The sequence below is a fragment of the Agathobaculum sp. NTUH-O15-33 genome, assembly GCF_033193315.1.
GTDB classification, from domain to species: Bacteria; Bacillota; Clostridia; order Oscillospirales; family Butyricicoccaceae; genus Agathobaculum; species Agathobaculum faecihominis_A.
On record NZ_CP136187.1, the window covers coordinates 2,389,018 to 2,406,692 of the forward strand.

Consider the following 17,675-nt stretch of genomic DNA (forward strand, 5'->3'; position numbering starts at 1 on the left):
TGCTGAAACTACTGCCTATAATACCCCAAAAACGTCTCAAGCACAAGCCTTTTCTGGAAATTTTACATTTGACATACCTCGTTCATCGAGGTATACTGTCCACACATAGAGTAGCATAGGTTGCTTGGAGGTGTTTTTATGCCAAAGAGAAAAGAAGAGCCCGCGTTTGCGGGCAGCAATATCCTGCTCATCCTCGCCCTTCTTGAGGATGAGGATAAGTATGGCTACCAAATCATCCGCGAGCTGGAATGCCGTTCGGACAAAACCTTCTCCATGAAGGAGGGCACGCTTTACCCCATCCTGCACGGACTGGAAGAACGCGGCGAGGTGCGAAGCTACGAACGCGAATCCGAAGCCGGCCGGCGACGACGGTATTACAAGCTGACGCGGCAAGGCGTTAAAACACTCGCCCGCTGCCGGCAGGAGTGGCAGGCCTTCTGCCGCCAGTTCGGCAAAGTGGTCGGGGGTGAAGCCTGTGTCGTCCTCTGAACGGATCGAGGCTTTCCTTACCCGCGTATGCGTCCACATCCGCTGGCGGCCCTACCGCGACCGTATCCGGCGCGAGCTGACCGACCATATCCTCACCCGCGCCGAATACCTGATGAATGATCGCGGCTTTAGCGAAAGCGAAGCCGTCGCGCAGGCCATCTGTATGATGGGCGACCCGGACGAGATCGGCGCCGCGCTGCACCGCGAAGGCCGTCCGCTGCGCCGCATCCTTTTCGTGTGCTTCACCTGCGTAATCTGGGCGGGTATTCTTTGCTGCCTGATCATGCTGTTAAACTGTTTGATACGTTAAAGCGCGCTGTAACCTGTGATGGTACAGCGCGCTTTTTGTGTTTTACACGTCGATGATTTCTACCTTTTCCAGCTTGCCGCTCTTGAAGGAGCGGGCGGCGGCTTCCGCGATCAGCACGGCCTGCAGACCGTCAAAACCGGTGACGAGCGGCTGGGTTCGGTTTTCGATCGAAGCGGCAAAGGCGCGTAATTCGTCGAAATACGCTTCCTTGTAGCGCTCCGGGAAATGATAGGGCACTTTAGCGCCGTGATAGCCCGTTTCATTGAACAGGCGCACGTTGTTCTCATACACGTTATCATCCATTACGCAGCCCTTGGAGCCGAGCGCTTCAATCCGCTGGTCGTGGCCAAAGCTCGAACGGCGGCTGACTTCCAGAATTCCGATGGCGCCGTTTGCAAACTTGAGCACCGCATGGCCGCTGCCCACGTCGCCGTATTCGCTGATCTGCGGATCGCACACCGAGGTGCCGGTCGCAAATACCTCAACCACCTCGCTGCCGGTTAGGAAGCGCGCCATATCAAAGTCGTGGATCATAAAATCGACAAAGATACCGCCGGATTCCTGAATGTACTTCATGGACGGGGGCGCGGGATCGCGCGAGGTGATCTTCAGCACCTCTACATCGCCCACGCGGCCCTCGGCGATCATGCGCTGCATGCTGCCGTGGTGCAGATCAAAGCGGTGGTTAAAGCCGATCTGAAGGATCACGCCTTCTTCCTTGACCGCCTTCAGCGCTTCGCGGATGCGGGGCACGTCGTGGTCGATCGGCTTTTCGCAGAACACATCCATCTTTTTGCGGGCGGCGCGGATGATCAGATCGGAATGCGTCTCCGTGACCGAGCTGATGATGACCGCGTCGATGGTGGGATCGTTAAACACCTCGTCCGGGTCGCGCGTAAACTTGGGCAGGCCCATTTCCAGAAGCTCCGCTTCCTGCTCCGCGGTCAGGTATGGGTCCATGCCGGTAACGACTTCAAATTCCTTCATGGTAAGAATGTTGCGGGTATGCATTTTACCGATACGGCCCACGCCAAGCATGGCAACGCGAATTGGCTTTCTCATAGCGATAGCGCTCCTTTTATTGATCAATACTCGATTTGTACCGGATGATTTTCACGGAAGGACTGCGTGGTCGCAAAGGCCATGCGGCCCTTTGGCGATCTGTTCAAAATGCATCACGCTCGGCGTAACGATCGCGACCGCGTCGATATCCGCCTTTTGCAGCATTTCATCATAATCCGTATAGGTATCTGCTATGCCGAATTGTTCGCGGGCGCGCGCAAGCTCCGTTTCGACCGGCGAGCAGGCCGAAGCGAGCTTTACGCCGGGAATGCGAAACGCCAGATTCGCCGCATGCACGCTGCCAGCCGCCCCAACCCCGCAATGCCGATCTTGATTGGCCATCGCAATTTCCGCCCGTTATTCCACCGGCATCCAGACACTGTCCCGCCGGTCGCTTTCCACGCAGGCATGAACGAATTTTAACCCGCGCACGCCGTCCTCCACCGTCGGGAAGGTAAAGCTTTCCGGCTCGCGGCCTTGCTTACGGGCCAGCAGCACCTCGCAGAACGAACGGTAGATGTTGCCGAACGCCTCAAACAAGCCTTCCGGATGGCCGGGATTGGTGCGGCTCAGGCGAATGGATTCCTCGTAGTTGTACGGACTTGCCGCCGAATAATACTGTACCGGCCCGCCAAGGCGGGTGAACTTGAGCCGTCCCGCGTCCTGATGCTGCCATTCGATCGCGCCCTTGGTGCCGAACACGCGCAGCTTGATATCACACTCGTGCCCGATGGCGATCTGCGAAGCCCACAGAAGGCCGGTCACATTATTAGGATACTGGCACAGAATGGTGGTGTTGCTCTCCATTTTCAGGTCGCGCGGAATATGGTCGAACCGCGCCAGCACGCGCTCGGGCGAAAGGCCGGTGGCCGCTTTAACCAGATATTCGATATGGGTGCCGATATCGGCCGTTGCCTGTGATTCGCCCGCCCGCGCGGGGTCGAGCCGCCACATCGCGTTGGCGCTGTTTTCCTGCACCAGCGCGAGCGCCAGCCACTCCTGCGGGTATTCCGCGTTAATATAGGTGATCTCGCCCAGCTCGCCGTGCTCGATCAGCTCGCGCGCCTGCCGGATCATGGCATAGCCGGAATAGGTATAGGTAACGCCGAACAGCAGGTTCCTTTCCTTGGCGATCCGGGCCAGCTCCTCGCCCTCTTCCACGGTAAAGGCCAACGGCTTGTCGCAAACGATATGGATGTTCTGCTCCATAAACGCCTTGGCGATCTCGTAATGCGTATCGTTCGGCGTGACGATCACGACGAAGTCGAGCCTGTCGTCTCCCGTGCGCGCGCCCTCGGCCGCCGCCATGGCGCGGTAATCGGGATACAGGCGAGTCAAATCGCGTATGCCCCATTCCTCCGCCTGCGCACGGTTTTTTTCCTCATGGCGGCTAAAGCAACCAGCCGTCAGTTCGCATTTGTGGTCCAGCAGCGTGCCGCGCATATGTACCGGGCCGATCCCTCCGCCCGCGCCGCCGATCATACCGAATTTGAGTTTCATGCAACTGCCTCCTTCATTTTTCTGCGCTTCAGTGAACCGTTTTATTTCTTATCAAAATTTGTTCGATTTTTTCTATCTGTCTGCATTATACTATTCCTGATTTCTCCTGTCAATACGTGAATAATGCACAAGCTTTCCGATCATTTATCATGCATCTTTTTTATTTTTTCGCTTTTAATTTTGATTTTGTTTGATTTATTTTTATAATATTTGATTTTCTTTCGATGCATTCACACTTTAAATTTCCGTTTCCCTATGCAAAACAGCAAGAAAAAAAGGACGCTTGCAAACTTGTTTGCAAGCGTCCTGAGCGTGTCGACAAAGTCGACACGCTGTCTAGGGGGCACCCCGTGCCCCCTAGATACTCGACCAGTTCCGGAGAAACCGGTCTCGATACCCCCGGGTTACGCGCCCGGTGGCGCGGGTCGAGGTGTTTTTTCGAGGTACACGCCCCCGAAAAAACGGATTTTACGTCGCTTCGCTCCATTTCCCTTTCTATGCGCGCTGCGGCGAGAGACCTTTGGCTACAATCTGTAGTCCTAATCAATGCGCCTTTTTTCCTTGCCGCACAAAGGCAAGGATATGCAGCACCGCCTGCACGGCGCAGCCGGCTAAAATAATGCCGAAGGAGATCACGCCCGCCTCCTTGAGGACGAGGCTGCCCATATGCGTAAAACGCTCCGTATCCCCACTGACCAGTGCGAGCGTCGTGTAATACAGATCGCCGCCCGGCACCAGCGGCACCATCATGGGCACCATCAGTGTCAAAACGGGCGTGCGAAGCACGCGTGCGGTCACTTCCGCCACGGCGGCTGTTGCCAGCGCCGCCACAAAAAAAGCGAACACGCGGCCTCCGGTCAGCTCAAACGCCACCAGATAGGCGATCCAATCGAGCGCGCCGCCAAGGCCGATCGCGACCAGCTTGCTGACCGGCACGTGGAACAGCCAGCCGAACCCAATGGCGCCGATCAGCGCCATCAGCACTTGGACCACATAGCTCATCTCCATCACGCGCCCCCTCCGAACCGCATCAGCACCAAGGCGCAGCCGCCCGCGATCGCCAGCGCGCGCAGCAGCGCTTCGCACGCGCCCATCAGGCCGCTGATCGTATCGCCGTTTATCACATCCCGCAGCGCCGTGACCAGCGCAATGCCGGGAATGAGCAGCATGATGTTGCCAATGATGATCTTATCCACATTTTGCCCAACGCCGATTTGCGTCAGCCCTACCGCCAGCAGACACATCGCGGCGGAGGCCACGATCGTCAGCACGACGGGCTGTAGCTGCACCCGCGCGCCGCCCCGCATCACGGCATAAAGCAGCAGGCTGCAAACCATCGCCGCCAGACCGTCCCACGCGGAGCCGCCGAAAAACACGGCAAAGGAGCCCGCGATAACCAGATACGCCATGACCTGCGACAGTGCAGAGCCCGCCGGGGCAGCGGCAATCGCGGCGATGCGGCCCCGCAGCACCGCCAGCGGCAGCGGCGCGGCGCAGACCTCGCGCGAAAGGGCGTTTACCTGCTCGATCCGCCGCATGTCGGTATCGCGTCGGGTGACGCGGCGGGTCTGCGTATAGACAGCGCCGTCTTTATGGCGCGCCGTAACAATCACGCTTGCCGTAATGGTGAGCACATCGGCCCGTTCAAAGCCATAGGCAACAGCCATGCGGCTCATCGTGTCCTCTACACGGCTCACCTCGGCGCCCGAGGTGAGCAGCATTTCGCCCGCGTCCAGAATGCAGCTGAGAATTTGCTCGCTGTTTTCCATCTCCCGTTCCCCTTTGATATGTTATAGCAGCGGCGCGAACAGCCGCAGAACCGACGCCGCGATCGACCGCAGCCACGGCACGCGCCGCAGCCATGCGTCGTCCACGATGCGGCATTTGTTGATCGTTTCGAGCACATCCTCCTTGACTGCATGCACCACGGAGCTGTCGTAGAAACAGGTGGCGCACTCAAAATGCAGGAAGAAGGAACGGAAATCCATATTTATCGTGCCGACCACCGCGGTATCGTCGTCCGAAACAATGCACTTGGCGTGTAGGAAGCCCGGCGTATATTCGTAGATCTTAACGCCCGCGCGGTGCAGCTGCTGATAGTACGACCGCGTGATCAGATACACCAGCTTTTTATCCGGGATGCCGGGCGTGAGAATGCGCACATCGACGCCGGACTGCGCCGCAATGGTCAGCGCAGTGATCATCTCGTTATCCAGCACCAGATAGGGCGTGGTGATATATACATACTCGCGCGCGGTGTGGATGATCTGCAAATAGACCGATTCGCTGATGTTTAAGTCATCCAGCGGGGAATCGGCAAAGGGCTGCACGTAGCCGTCCGCCGGCAGCTTGACCGTGGGCAGGTACGCGTCGAGCGGCGGAACAGGCTCGCCGGTGGCGTATTCCCACATTTGAAGGAAGAGCGAGGTCATGCTTGCGGTGCCTTCGCCCCGCAGCAGGATGCCGGTATCCTTCCAGTGACCGAAGCGCACCTTTTCATTAATATATTCATCCGCCAGATTGATACCACCCATATATCCCACGTTGCCGTCAATGATCATCATCTTTCGGTGGTTGCGGTAATTTAAATAGGTGTTCAGCGTCGGAATGAAGCGGTTGAACCGCACGGCGCGGATGCCCAGCGTGCCGAGATAGCGGTCATAATTCGTGGGCAGCGTCGCGATACAGCCCACATCATCATAGATCAGGCGGATATCAACGCCCTCGCGAACCTTTTCGCTGAGGATCGAAAGGACGCGATCCCACATGATCCCCTCTTCCACGATGAAGTACTCCATATAAATGAAGCGGCGGGCTTTTTTCAGTTCCTCGCACATGGACTCGAACATTTCTTCGCCCACGCGGAAATAGTGCGCTTCCGTATTGGTCCAAGCGGGCATGCCGTCCAAATTCTGGATATAGCGCGCACGGGACGCGTGGCGGGGATTGTCCGCGGCCAGCGCCTCGGTCGCCGGATGCCGCATGTATTCATTAAAATCAGGCGGCTGGGGCTCGTACTTATGCTGGGTGCGCGCGCGGTTGAACGGTGTGTTGCCCCACAGCAGATAAAACAGGCCGCCAAACAGCGGCAGCGTCAAAATAATTACGATCCACGATATTTTATACGTAGGGTTGTCATATTTTCGCACCAGCCAGATCACTATAATAATACTGAGGACCACGAGCGCGCGCGGCATCCACAGCCATTTCTCGCTGAGCAGCCCTACGCCGAACATAACGATGACCAACTGGATGAGGACCAGCAAACCTCCCACAACACGTCGGTCGCCCAAAAAGCGGCCTAACAATTTACGCATGGCGCGCCTCCCTTCTACGAATTCTTCTCCAAATATCATGATATCGCACGAAATGCCAAAAGTCAACGCGCGCATTGCCGAACAGGCAAAACTATGGTAAAATAAAGCGAAAGTTAAATTTACCACCTCGGGAGGAAACAAATATGCCCCATACCCCGGTCCCGGCTCAGGAACTTACCAGCCGGCTCACCCGTCTGCGTGCTGAAATGCACCGCCACCATCCGGATTGGCACATGATCATTCTGGACAATAAGATCGATCTTTATTACTTTACCGGCACCATGCAGGAGGGCGCGCTCGTCGTCACCCCCGACGAAGCCGTGCTGTTCGTCCGCCGCTCCTTCGACTGCGCGAAGCGCGATTCGCTCTTCGCGGATATCCGGCCCATGGGCGGATTCCGCGCGCTGCGCGAAGCATTTCCGCAGGTGCCCGAAACCGTATTTTTCTCCACCCGCACCATGACGCTGCAAAAGCTTTCCATGCTGCAAAAGCACCTGCCGTTTACCTCCTATCTCTCGGCCGACCATGTGCTTTCCGCCCTGCGCGCGGAAAAGAGCGAATACGAACGCGCCTGTATGCGAAAATCAGGCGAGATCCACGCGCATGTGATCGAAACGCTCGCCCCCGCTCTGCTGCGCGAGGGTGTGAGCGAGGCGCGGCTCTGCGGCGAGATCTGCACCGCGCTGCTGGAACAAGGCGGCATGGGCATTTCGCGCTTCAACCAGCCCGCGGCGGAGGATGTGCTCGGCGTGTGCAGCTTTGGGGAAAACGGTTTGCGCGAGGCCGCGCTTGATTCTCCGAGCGGCACGGTCGGCACCTCGATCGCCATGAAATCCATCGGTTCGTCCGAGCGGCGCCTGCAAAACGGCGAACCCATCCTGCTCGATATCCCCTGCGGTTTTCGAGGCTACCACACGGATAAAAGCATTTCCTTCTTCTTCGGCCGCCTTGCCGATCATCCGCAGGGCGATCTGATCCGCGCGGCGCACGAGCACTGCGTCTTTTTGGAATACGAGATCGCCTCTATGCTGACGGCGGGCGCGGCGCCCGCTGAGATTTATGAAAAGGTGCTCGCCATCGTCGATCCCCGCTTCCGCGAGGGCTTCATGAACGGCGCTAAATTCCTTGGCCATTCCATCGGGCTGACGATGGATGAAACGCCCGTGCTCGCCCCCGGCTTTACCACACCGCTCGCGGCCGGCATGACGATCGCGGTGGAACCCAAGATCGCGCTCCCCGGCATCGGCCTGATCGGCACGGAAAACACTTATGAAGTCGTCAGTCATGGCCCCGCGCCGTCACTGTCCGGCGCGTGCCAAACGCTATTTGAAATCAGCGGCTGAAACACGCCGCGGAAAAGAGGAAAACCGCTATGTATCCATTTGTTTTGGTGACCGACTCCACGATCGACGAATCCGCCTCATATTTTGAAACGCACGATATCAAATGTGCGCCGCTCTCCTTTACCATTGACGGACGCACCATTGAGGAGGATTGCGGACAGACCGTGTCCTTCCACCAGTTTTACGATCTGCTGCGGCAGGGCAAAAAGTCCGTCACTTCGCAAGCCAAGCTGGAAACCTTTTTGCAGATTTTCCGCGATGCGCTGAACGCCGGGCAGGACGTGCTGTATATCGGCTTTTCCTCCGGCCTTTCCGGTACGTTTCAGGCTGGCTGCATGGCGCGGGACGAGCTCGCCCCCTCCTATCCCGATCGCAAGATCGTCTGTGTGGACACGCTCTCCGCCACCGGCGGCGAGTTTTTGCTGCTTGACCGCGCGCGAGAGCTGCGCGACAGCGGCTGCACCGTGGAGGTGACCGCCGAAGCCATCCGCCAAATGCGCCTACACATCATCCACCTGATTACGGTAAACGATCTGGAGCATCTGCACCGCGGCGGCCGCCTTTCCAAAACGACCGCGGTGGTCGGCGGACTGCTCGGCATCAAGCCGATCATTTGGGTCAATAACGAAGGCAGGCTGGGCGTCGGCCACAAGGTACGCGGGCGTCAAAAAGCGATTGAATACCTCGGCAGCCGCGCGCTGCGCGAAATGACGGACAAAAAGCAGATCGTCCGCATCTGCCACGGCGATTGTATAGAGGATGCCGAGGCGCTTGCCGCCTATCTGCTCGAGCATGGCGCCGTTCGGTCGGAGATCCGCTATTGCGGCACCGTGATTGGCACGCATGCCGGTCCGGGCATCCTTGCGGTCTTCTTTATCGGCGGCGAGCGCAGGGCGGAGTAACTTTACCGCGGTATCCGAAAAAAGGATTTCCATATTTTTAAACAAAAAGCACCACATAATGTGAATTATGTGGTGTTTTTATTATGAGTTCATTATGCATTTTAGCACAGGCCCTCTAATATTGCAACCGGGTTTCAGTTTTGTGCCTTTTTGTGAAAAATACAAGCAAAACTGAAAGTTGGAATATTAGAGGGCCTGTGCTACAAAGTATAATTAACTCATAATAAAAGCACCACATAATTCACATTATGTGGTAACCAAACGACAAACTCTTTGAATAGCAGGGCCGCAACGCCACGGCGGTTAGCACCGCTGTGTGCGGAAGCCCCAGCCGCCGTTGTCGTTTGCCAACAATAAGGGGTGGGGGGGTTGATGCCGTCTGAAACTGGTAAGGCAATGGCAAACTAATGAATTCAGAACGGAGTGATTCAATGAAGTTACACAGAAAACTGGCCGGGCTGGTCTCGGCCGCGGTCGTGCTATCCTCGCTGAGCGTGGGCGCGTTCGCCGCCTCGCCGTCGGACTTTGCCGACATGCCGAGCGACTGGTCGCGCCCCGCCTTGGAAAACGCGATCAACAACGGCCTGCTGAACGGTTCGGACGGCAAGATCAACGCCTCCGGCCTGCTCACCCGCGCGGAGCTGGCCGCTATCGTCAACCGCGCCTTCGGCGCGACCAAGACGGCGGATATTTCCGCCTATACCGATGTTCCGGCGAGCGCTTGGTACTATGCGGATATGCAAAAGGCCGTACATATGGGCACCTTTGAGGGCTCGAACGGCAAGCTCAGCCCGGCCAGCGCCATCACCCGGCAGGAAGCGTTCACCGTGCTGGCGCGCGCGTTCAGCCTTGCGGACGGCAGCGCTTCTTCCCTCTCGAAGTTCTCGGACGCCTCGGCTGTTTCCTCGTGGGCCAAGGGCCCGGTCGCGGCGCTTACCGAAGCGGGCTATGTGAACGGTTCGGGCGGCAAACTCAATCCGACCGCTTCGATCACCCGCGCGGAGTTCGCGCAGATCGCGGACAACCTCGTTTCCGCCTACCTGCCCAAGGAATACACGGGCACGGCGGACGGCAACGCGATGGTGCGTGAAGCGGGCGCGGTGCTCGACAAGGCCGATATCAAGGGCGATCTGATCCTTGGCGACGGCGTGGGCGACGGCAACGTCACCATTCGGGACAGTAAGGTTTCCGGCCGTCTGGTCGTGCGCGGCGGCGGCGTACACTCGATCATTATTTCCGGCTCGACCGAGATCGGCACGGTCGTTGTTTCCAAGGTAGACGGCAACGTGCGCGTCGCGACCGAGGGCAACGCCAAGGTGCAGACCATCGTCGTGGACGACGGTAAGGACGATGTGATCATCGAAGGCACGGTAGGCAAGGTCGAAATCGCTTCGGCGAACGTGCCGGTTGTGCTGCAAAACGCCAAGGTGGACGAGGTCGTCGTCTCCGCGGCTGGTGCGGATGTGACCGTGGACAAAAACTCCACCGTCAAGACCGTTACCGTTGACAGTGCCGCCGAGAACACGGCGCTGACCGTAGCGGGCAAGGTAGACACCGTGGCCGTAAAGGGCGACAACACGACCGTGACCGCCGAAAAGGGCGCGACGATCGCCAAGGTACAGACCGCCGCCGCGAACACCGAAGTCAAGGGCGACGGCAAGGTGACCAAGGTAGAGGCGCAGGCAGGCTCGACCGGCGCGAAGGTAACGACCCCCGGCACCTCCATCACCGTTGATAAGGGCGCGGACGCGGTCAAGACCGATAAGGGCACGGTAGAACCCGGCAAGACCGGTTCGACCAGCGGCACGACCACCGGCGGCGGTGGCGGTGGCGGCGGCGGTGGTGGTTCCTCCGCACCGTCCGCTGAATCGCTCCGTGCCGATCTGCTGGCCGCGGTCAAAGCCAAGATTCCGGAAGTTAACGATAACATGGACTATGCCACTCTGCTCGATCCCGAGCCGGTGGAAATGAGCGATATTTACGAAGTTGGAGTGGATGTCGAGATCTACAATGTGACCAAGGGTCTCGCCAGCGTGGCACAGGATGTGCTCTCGCCCGTTATTAAAATCGTGCAGGACTACGGCCAGATCACCACGATCAAGATCGCGGATTCTGACAATATCTCGATCGCGGCGGACAATGCCGATTTGAGCACCCAGATCATTTCTGCCGTAAAGGGCTGGATTCCGGGCGGCAAAACGCTGGCCGATGTAGTAGGCAAGGATTTGACCGTTACCTTAAACGGTTCAAGCCGCGGCACGGACTACAGCGTTCCTTACACGCTGCATTTCAAGGATATGTCCGATGCGGCGATCAACGGGCGCGCACAGGAAAGCATGAAGGCTGTATTCGACCAGTTGACCGATGTAGCTACCAGCGAGTGGGCCGATAACACGCTGACAGTCAACATTACCGATGGCGACAAGTCCGTTAAGGACGTTTACACCATCATGAGCGACACGCTGGCTATTGAGCTGGCCAAGTATAATGATTTCACGACGCTGAAGATCGGCGAAAGTGATGCGCTGACCTACGATCAGATCAAGGATAAGGATCTGGTTGCGCTGGTCGCAGCAATCAAGAACTCCGGTCTGATGGACGGCGATAAAAAGGTTGGCGGCAACACCAAGCTTTCCGTTCTCAATGCGCAGAAGGTGGACGTAGTCGTCACCTCGCGCGGCGGTCACGAATACAAATATACCGTAGCATTTGTATATACCACCGCTTAAACTAAGCCTCCTTGCTCCAGAGCCCGGGGAAACGCTTTACGGCTTTCCTCGGGCTTTTTTACTAAATGAAATCGGGGGAATCAAACATGAAACCTGTCGGCAAAAAACTCGTTAGCCTGCTTCTCTCCGCCTGCTTGCTCACCGGCACTGCACCCGCGCTGGCGGTGAATGATACGCTTCAAAGCGCGCCTGACACCGATGTTACCGACCAATACCAAACAGCGAATGATACCACGGATCACAGCGAGCTTGTTACTTATAATGCCGAAATCGACGATCCCAGAGAATTGATCGTAAAAAATGATATGGGCGCTACCATAACTTATAAGAATGCCCCCAAAAAGGACAGCACAGCTTGGGAAAAGGCCGGCTTTACACATAACGGCAATACGGTTTGGCAAAGCTCAAACGTGAAGGGGTATTCCACCCTTGCTTTCCAAACGGACAAGCCCTGCTATATTGTTTATGATTATACGCTGGCTTCCGCCAACTCTTCTAGCCTTTCACATAAGGCAACCACAAGTTTGGATAAAACATCGGCCAGCTTAACAAAAGTTCCAAAGGCCGCACGAGTGGATTATGCAGACGAATCGGCATTATCCACCGCAGAGTGGCAGACTACCGTTATGGAGCTTACCGCGAAGAATCCCGTGCTATGGCTTGAGCATTCTTCTAGTGATATTGATACCAATCCTTTAAAACGTTCCTATATTTCAAACATTCAAATTTATGAGACGCTTGACGACCTGCCGGACGCCTATAAAGCGACTGTAAATTTTACTTTTAATACTGCCCATGGCTATGTTGACTCTAAATATACGCAGGCAAGAGACGCCCATGCAGAGAAGCTTGTACAGCCGACTTCCATGACGGTTCCTCTGTATTCGTACTTCACATTATATTTTCGGACCGAGTTTGCCTCTGTAAACGGTTGGTCTGTCACGGATGCCGAAAACGCCGTATTAAAGACCAGCGATTCCTACAGCCTTTACTGGACTGTGGAGCAGCCCGGCTCCTATACCGCTACACTCGACTCCAAACTATTCTCTCCCGGCCCGGAGCGCATGGAACTTCTGACTTGGGACAGCGACGTGAACAGCTGGTCCTCGGTCAGCGGCGACGATAACGTGGCCGACTACGAAGGCTATTGGTGGGATCAAGCCTACGAAACTGATAAGAACCGTCAGTGGCGCATACAGGTCACCAAGGGCGCGGCCGCATACGAAAATCTGTCCGTGACCGACAACGGACAGCCCGTTACGCTCGACGCGGACGGGTGCTACGACCTAATTCCGGGGAACGATACACACGCCATCGCCTTTCATTTTCAGCAGGCAGGCGCGGACGACCTTGTTCGTACCGTTATGCTCTGGCCCACAATTCGCTTTGATCAGGCATGGAGCTATCCGGAAACCGTGACCATCGGCCCGGACGACCCCATGCAACTATATTGGGGCAACCAGTATCCCTTCCAGTTTAATGCTGAAAAAAGCACACCCGACCGCACGGTCTTCACAACTACCAATCAGGACGCGTACCTCGGCACCTCTTACATGAACGTTCAAACGAAACAGACCGGCCTTCTGTCCTTCGATTATATGGTCGACGGCAGTGATCGAAACGATCTAGTCATAAAGGATGACGATACGGGTGCAGAATTCGTCAGAGTCAACGGTAAAAAGGGCTGGACGCACGTAGAAATACCGATTGAGGTTTCCCCTTCCAGCCCGGAAGATACTGGGAAATATATTTACATTGAATATATCAACTGGGATGGGGACACGGTACCCAATTCCTATGCCGCGTTATCAAACCTCCAGTATGAAGTCGGCACCAAGAGTATTACGCTAAACATCTCCGAAGGTGGAACGGTGAACGGCCTAAACACCGGCTCAAACACAGTGGAGCTGGGCAAAACCATAACGCTTACCGCCACCCCTAACGGCAACAACCAATTTCTCGGCTGGTTGGACGCGGAAAACAATCTGCTATCCGCTGAAGCCACCTATTCTTTTGTCGCGCGAGAGGATCAATCCATTACCGCCTTATTCGCCGATCCCGGCGGAAGCATTGCACAGGCGGGCCTGAACCTTTACGACAGCTTACCCGAAGCGTTTGAAGCGCTTTCACAAACCGGCGGTACCGTGCGCCTGCTGCACGATTATACGCTGCCGGAAAATATCACGGTGCCCGCGGGCGTAACCCTTCTAATTCCTTACGCCCAAACCGACACCGGCTACAATGCTTCCACCGGCTATAATCCGGACGGCACCGAAACCAAGCCGAACACCGGTGTTTCACCGAACGCCAAGCGGTTTTGCACGTTAACGGTCCCCGCCGATAAAACGCTCACCATCAACGGCTCGGTACTGATCAACGCCGTAACAGGCCGGCCCGCGGCGGGACACTACGATATGGATGTGACCGGCGGCTTTGCGCAGATCAACCTTGCGGGCAGCATAGACGTTTCGTCCGGCGGCTTATTGGACGTATGCGGCTATATAAAAGGCAGCGGCACCGTCACCGCTCTGCCCGGCGGCGAGATACGCGACCTGTATGTGGTACGCAACTGGCGCGGCGGTTCGCAGGCCTTCGAGGTATTCCCCGAGGTTTATCCGATGAATCAGGTGGATATGCATAACATCGAGGCGAAGACCGTGATTCAGGCGGGCGGCAGCCTGACCGGCACAGTGAAAATGAACGCTTCCGGCAGCTACTATTACACCCGATTTCCGCAGGTCGATCCGAAAAACGGCTTAATCCGGCAACATACCGGATCGGTCGTCAAGACCTATGACCCGAATACGGACCGTGAAAAACTAGTGCTTTCCGGCGGCGGTTCGATCGAGTCCAGCACACTCGAGATCGTCGGCATGGATCTGAGCACCTCCAGCTTCCTTTACCCCATTGACGGCGATATGGATTTTATTCTGACTTCCGGTGCGTGGACGGTAAACGAGCGTCTAAAATTTATGCCGGGTGCAAGCATCACCGTGGCGGACGGCGCTTCGCTGACCGTTTCTGATAAAACCGCAAAATCCGGCGCCGCCAATCAAATGGTGCTGTATGACAGCTTCCAGCCCGAGGATCCCAAGAACACCAGCACAACAGCCTACCCCAAGGATCGCGGTCCGTCCATATTGACGCTTCAGGGTGGCGCGGCGCTCACCCTCTCAGGCGCGTTCGGCGGTGCGGTGCAAGTGGACGGCACCGCTACGGCGGACAAGCCGGTACGTATTGCCACCGCGCCGAACACCACTATGACAGTGACGACGCTTGAAGCCAACGGTTACTGTAACGGTACCCGCGAGCTCACCTTCCCGGCAACGCTGAACGGCCTTGCTATGACAGCGGATGAAGCCTATAAGTGCTATTTTGAAAACGGCACGCTTGTGCTGAAAACCAAAGCCGAGCAGGGGTTCGAGGACGCGTGCGCCCGATTGGACGCGGCCGCTTACGCGGACACCTCGGTTGCCGGCGAGGAGGCGCTCGCCGCCTATGTCAAGGGCCTTGCGGAGACCGCGGTCAATGACAGATCGATCGCCGTCACCGTTACGCAGGTATCCTATACCGCGCCGGTGGGCGGTACTTCCGAAAAGCCGGAAGGGGTAAACGGCAGCTATACCTTTACTTCTTCCCTTGCCGCGGGCGGAAAATCCTACACCGCCGCACAGAAAACCATTGCCGTGCTGGCCGAGCCCTATCACCGTCCGAGCAGCGGCGGTTCCGGCGGCGGTGGCGGCGGCAATACCAACACCTCCAAAGGCGATACGACGACAGGGGCGGACGGTTCCGTCACTACGACGGTCACCGATCCAACCACCGGCACAGTTACCGAGACCACGAAATCTACGGACGGCTCCACAACAGTAACGGAGACCCAAAAGGACGGCACCATAACCGAAACCGTCAAGGAAAAGGACGGCTCGACCAGCGAAACCGTAACAAAGCCCGATGGTTCCGTTACCGCCAAGACGGAGACCGCTTCCGGTATCAAATCCGAAGCAAGCGTTACAGCGGACGGCACGGCCGAAGCGGAGGCCACCGTTCCCGCAAAAGCGATCCCACAGGACCAGCCGCTTTCCATTGAAACCCCGGCAGGCTCGATCACGCTGCCGCCCGAAACGCTCAGCACGGTGGCAAGCGCGAAGGAGCTATTACTCTCCGTGTCGGTCACGCCTGCCGCAAACGATTCAGCGGGAAATGTCGCCACCATCCGCCTATCCGTAAAGGCGGACGGCAAAGCCGTTACCGGCCTTGGCAGTATCACGCTGCGCGTACCGGTCGGCAAGCTGCTGATCCCCGACACCCGCACGCCGCTGGCGGACGGCAAGACCGCCGCAAGCGTGCAGGTTACGCAGCCCTCGTTGATCGTAAGGGCGGACGGCACGCTGCTGCCCGGTGCCTATGTCACAGGCGACACACTGGTCGTCACCCTGACGGGCGACGCCACGCTGACCCTTTCGGAGAACGCAAAGGACTTTTCCGATGTGCCCGCGGATCACTGGGCGCACACCGCCGTTGCCTTTGCCACGGCGCGCGAGCTGTTCAGCGGCACCGGCGAACGCACGTTCAGTCCCGGCAGCGACATGACGCGCGCCATGCTGATGACCGTTTTAGCGCGTCTGGACGGGCAAGACGTATCCGGCGGCGCGACCTACTACGAAAAAGCCATGGTATGGGCGCAAAGCGCAGGGATATCGGACGGTAAGAACGCCCTTTCCCCCATCACCCGCGAACAGCTCGCCGCCATGCTGTACCGCTACGCGGGCAGCCCGGCCGTAAACGATGCGGCGCTGTCCTTTGCGGATGCGGCGCAGGCGTCCTCTTATGCCGGAAGCGCGCTGCGCTGGGCCGTGGACGAGGGCCTGCTCACCGGCAAGCCCGGTGGCCTGCTCGACCCCAAGGCTTCCGCCACGCGCGCCGAGGTATCCGCCATCCTGATGCGGTATCTGGTCCAATAAACTTGACAAGGCATACAAAAAGCCCCGCGCGACTGCGCGGGGCTTTTTGTATATGATAGGCTTGTCAGTCGTGCGGGCGCTGATAAAAATTGCCCGCGACTTGATCGGTTTTCAAAATATTGATGAACGCATGCGGATCGATCTCGCGCACTTGTTTGGTGATGCGTTTAACCTGATCGCCCGAAATGACCGAATAGATCATATCCCGCTCGGTACCGTTATACAGACCGGTGCCGCGAAACAGCGTCGCGCCGTGGTGCGTGGTATCCTTGATGTTTTCGTATACCTGCGCGGCCCTGTCCGAAATGATGAACAGCGTGGTGCGCTTATAGCGCGGGTTGATCATATGGACCACCTGCGTGGAGGCGAATTGGAAGATGATCGAATACAGCGCCTTATCCCAGCCGAAGAGCACGCCGGCAATGCCAAGCATCACCGCGTTGCCGACTAAAATATAATTCCAAGCATCAATATTCAGGCGTTCCGAAAGCGCCACCGCGATAAAATCCGTGCCGCCGCTCGTCGCCCGGCCCAGCAGACACAGGCTGATCGCAAACCCGTTGATCAAGCCGCCGAAAATACAGACGAGCAGCACGTCGTTGGTCAGCGGCATGGAAGGGATCAGGTCGGTCAACACGCTGGTCAGCACGATCATCAGGCAGGAATAAATGGTGAAGCGCTTGCCGATCAGCCGGAAGCTGATAACCGCGGGCACCGCGTTGAGCAAAAAATTAATCAGCGTAAACGAAAGGGTAATGCCCGCGAATTGCTGCGCGCTGCGCTGGATCAGCAGCGTCAGGCCGTTAAATCCGCCCGGGAATAGGCCGCCCGCTTCCACAAAGCTTTTGATGTTCATCGCCATGAGCACGCTGGCCAAGATCACAAGCGCCAGACGCTTTGCCATTTCCCGCCCGGCATGCGTCTGCGCCGCACGTTTTTCCGCCGGTTTATCCGTTTGTCCCATTGCCGCCGCACCTCGCTTCTTTTTCATAAGGCTACCGATGCTTTTATTATAGCACGTTTAAACCAAATTTTTAAGATAGCGCGCGCGTTTTTTTG

General features: G+C 57.3%; 13 protein-coding genes. 6 read left to right on the top strand and 7 right to left on the bottom strand.

Going from position 1 to position 17,675, the window contains the following annotated elements; all coding sequences use genetic code 11:
• The first annotated feature begins 138 nt into the window (after positions 1-138).
• Complete coding sequence (locus RWV98_RS11785; RefSeq protein WP_280960764.1) at positions 139-489, top strand: PadR family transcriptional regulator; 351 nt, start codon at positions 139-141, stop codon at positions 487-489.
• Positions 476-799 (top strand): permease prefix domain 1-containing protein, encoded by a 324-nt coding sequence (locus RWV98_RS11790; RefSeq protein WP_280960765.1) that lies wholly within the window; start codon positions 476-478, stop codon positions 797-799. The genes RWV98_RS11785 and RWV98_RS11790 overlap by 14 nt, the downstream gene beginning before the upstream one ends.
• A gap of 42 nt (positions 800-841) precedes the next feature.
• Here the strand turns inward: RWV98_RS11790 and iolG are convergent, their stop codons facing one another.
• The 6 genes from iolG to cls all read right to left on the bottom strand — a co-directional run bounded on the left by iolG (position 842) and on the right by cls (position 6,678).
• Complete coding sequence (gene iolG / locus RWV98_RS11795; RefSeq protein ID WP_317860927.1) at positions 842-1,861, bottom strand: inositol 2-dehydrogenase; 1,020 nt, start codon at positions 1,859-1,861, stop codon at positions 842-844.
• Positions 1,862-1,912: 51 nt separating this feature from the next.
• Positions 1,913-2,203 carry a Gfo/Idh/MocA family oxidoreductase gene (locus tag RWV98_RS11800; protein WP_317860929.1) on the bottom strand — a complete coding sequence of 97 codons (291 nt, stop codon included), beginning with the start codon at positions 2,201-2,203 and terminating at the stop codon, positions 1,913-1,915.
• Between the two features lie 15 nt (positions 2,204-2,218).
• On the bottom strand, positions 2,219-3,361 hold the full coding sequence (locus RWV98_RS11805; protein WP_317860931.1) for a Gfo/Idh/MocA family protein: 1,143 nt from the start codon (positions 3,359-3,361) through the stop codon (positions 2,219-2,221).
• Between the two features lie 543 nt (positions 3,362-3,904).
• Positions 3,905-4,369, bottom strand: a complete 465-nt coding sequence (locus tag RWV98_RS11810; RefSeq protein ID WP_317860933.1) for a threonine/serine exporter family protein — start codon at positions 4,367-4,369, stop codon at positions 3,905-3,907.
• Positions 4,369-5,130 (bottom strand): threonine/serine exporter family protein, encoded by a 762-nt coding sequence (locus RWV98_RS11815; RefSeq protein WP_280960770.1) that lies wholly within the window; start codon positions 5,128-5,130, stop codon positions 4,369-4,371. The genes RWV98_RS11810 and RWV98_RS11815 overlap by 1 nt, the downstream gene beginning before the upstream one ends.
• A gap of 21 nt (positions 5,131-5,151) precedes the next feature.
• The gene (gene cls / locus RWV98_RS11820) at positions 5,152-6,678 is read right to left on the bottom strand and encodes a cardiolipin synthase (RefSeq protein WP_280960771.1); all 1,527 of its coding nucleotides are present in this window, start codon (positions 6,676-6,678) and stop codon (positions 5,152-5,154) included.
• 143 nt (positions 6,679-6,821) lie between these two features.
• On the opposite strand from cls, the gene RWV98_RS11825 reads away from it, so the two are divergent.
• The 4 genes from RWV98_RS11825 (at position 6,822) to RWV98_RS11840 (ending at position 16,616) form a co-directional block, all read left to right on the top strand.
• Positions 6,822-8,021, top strand: a complete 1,200-nt coding sequence (locus tag RWV98_RS11825; protein WP_317860936.1) for a M24 family metallopeptidase — start codon at positions 6,822-6,824, stop codon at positions 8,019-8,021.
• A gap of 29 nt (positions 8,022-8,050) precedes the next feature.
• On the top strand, positions 8,051-8,923 hold the full coding sequence (locus RWV98_RS11830) for a DegV family protein (RefSeq protein WP_317860938.1): 873 nt from the start codon (positions 8,051-8,053) through the stop codon (positions 8,921-8,923).
• 431 nt (positions 8,924-9,354) lie between these two features.
• Positions 9,355-11,652 (top strand): S-layer homology domain-containing protein, encoded by a 2,298-nt coding sequence (locus tag RWV98_RS11835; protein WP_317860940.1) that lies wholly within the window; start codon positions 9,355-9,357, stop codon positions 11,650-11,652.
• A gap of 86 nt (positions 11,653-11,738) precedes the next feature.
• On the top strand, positions 11,739-16,616 hold the full coding sequence (locus RWV98_RS11840; RefSeq protein WP_317860941.1) for an S-layer homology domain-containing protein: 4,878 nt from the start codon (positions 11,739-11,741) through the stop codon (positions 16,614-16,616).
• 64 nt (positions 16,617-16,680) lie between these two features.
• Here RWV98_RS11840 and RWV98_RS11845 read toward each other — a convergent pair whose 3' ends face one another.
• Positions 16,681-17,607 carry a YitT family protein gene (locus RWV98_RS11845; RefSeq protein ID WP_317860943.1) on the bottom strand — a complete coding sequence of 309 codons (927 nt, stop codon included), beginning with the start codon at positions 17,605-17,607 and terminating at the stop codon, positions 16,681-16,683.
• Between the last annotated feature and the right edge of the window lie 68 nt (positions 17,608-17,675).

Bases quoted from the DNA above. Each gene is read 5' to 3' on its own strand.
- RWV98_RS11845 (WP_317860943.1), bottom strand. From the start codon at position 17,607: ATGAAAAAGAAGCGAGGTGCGGCGGCAATGGGACAAACGGATAAACCG.
- RWV98_RS11840 (WP_317860941.1), top strand. From the start codon at position 11,739: ATGAAACCTGTCGGCAAAAAACTCGTTAGCCTGCTTCTCTCCGCCTGC.
- RWV98_RS11810 (WP_317860933.1), bottom strand. From the start codon at position 4,369: ATGGAGATGAGCTATGTGGTCCAAGTGCTGATGGCGCTGATCGGCGCC.
- RWV98_RS11805 (WP_317860931.1), bottom strand. From the start codon at position 3,361: ATGAAACTCAAATTCGGTATGATCGGCGGCGCGGGCGGAGGGATCGGC.
- RWV98_RS11835 (WP_317860940.1), top strand. From the start codon at position 9,355: ATGAAGTTACACAGAAAACTGGCCGGGCTGGTCTCGGCCGCGGTCGTG.
- RWV98_RS11785 (WP_280960764.1), top strand. From the start codon at position 139: ATGCCAAAGAGAAAAGAAGAGCCCGCGTTTGCGGGCAGCAATATCCTG.
- RWV98_RS11830 (WP_317860938.1), top strand. From the start codon at position 8,051: ATGTATCCATTTGTTTTGGTGACCGACTCCACGATCGACGAATCCGCC.
- iolG (WP_317860927.1), bottom strand. From the start codon at position 1,861: ATGAGAAAGCCAATTCGCGTTGCCATGCTTGGCGTGGGCCGTATCGGT.
- RWV98_RS11815 (WP_280960770.1), bottom strand. From the start codon at position 5,130: ATGGAAAACAGCGAGCAAATTCTCAGCTGCATTCTGGACGCGGGCGAA.
- RWV98_RS11825 (WP_317860936.1), top strand. From the start codon at position 6,822: ATGCCCCATACCCCGGTCCCGGCTCAGGAACTTACCAGCCGGCTCACC.
- RWV98_RS11800 (WP_317860929.1), bottom strand. From the start codon at position 2,203: ATGGCCAATCAAGATCGGCATTGCGGGGTTGGGGCGGCTGGCAGCGTG.
- cls (WP_280960771.1), bottom strand. From the start codon at position 6,678: ATGCGTAAATTGTTAGGCCGCTTTTTGGGCGACCGACGTGTTGTGGGA.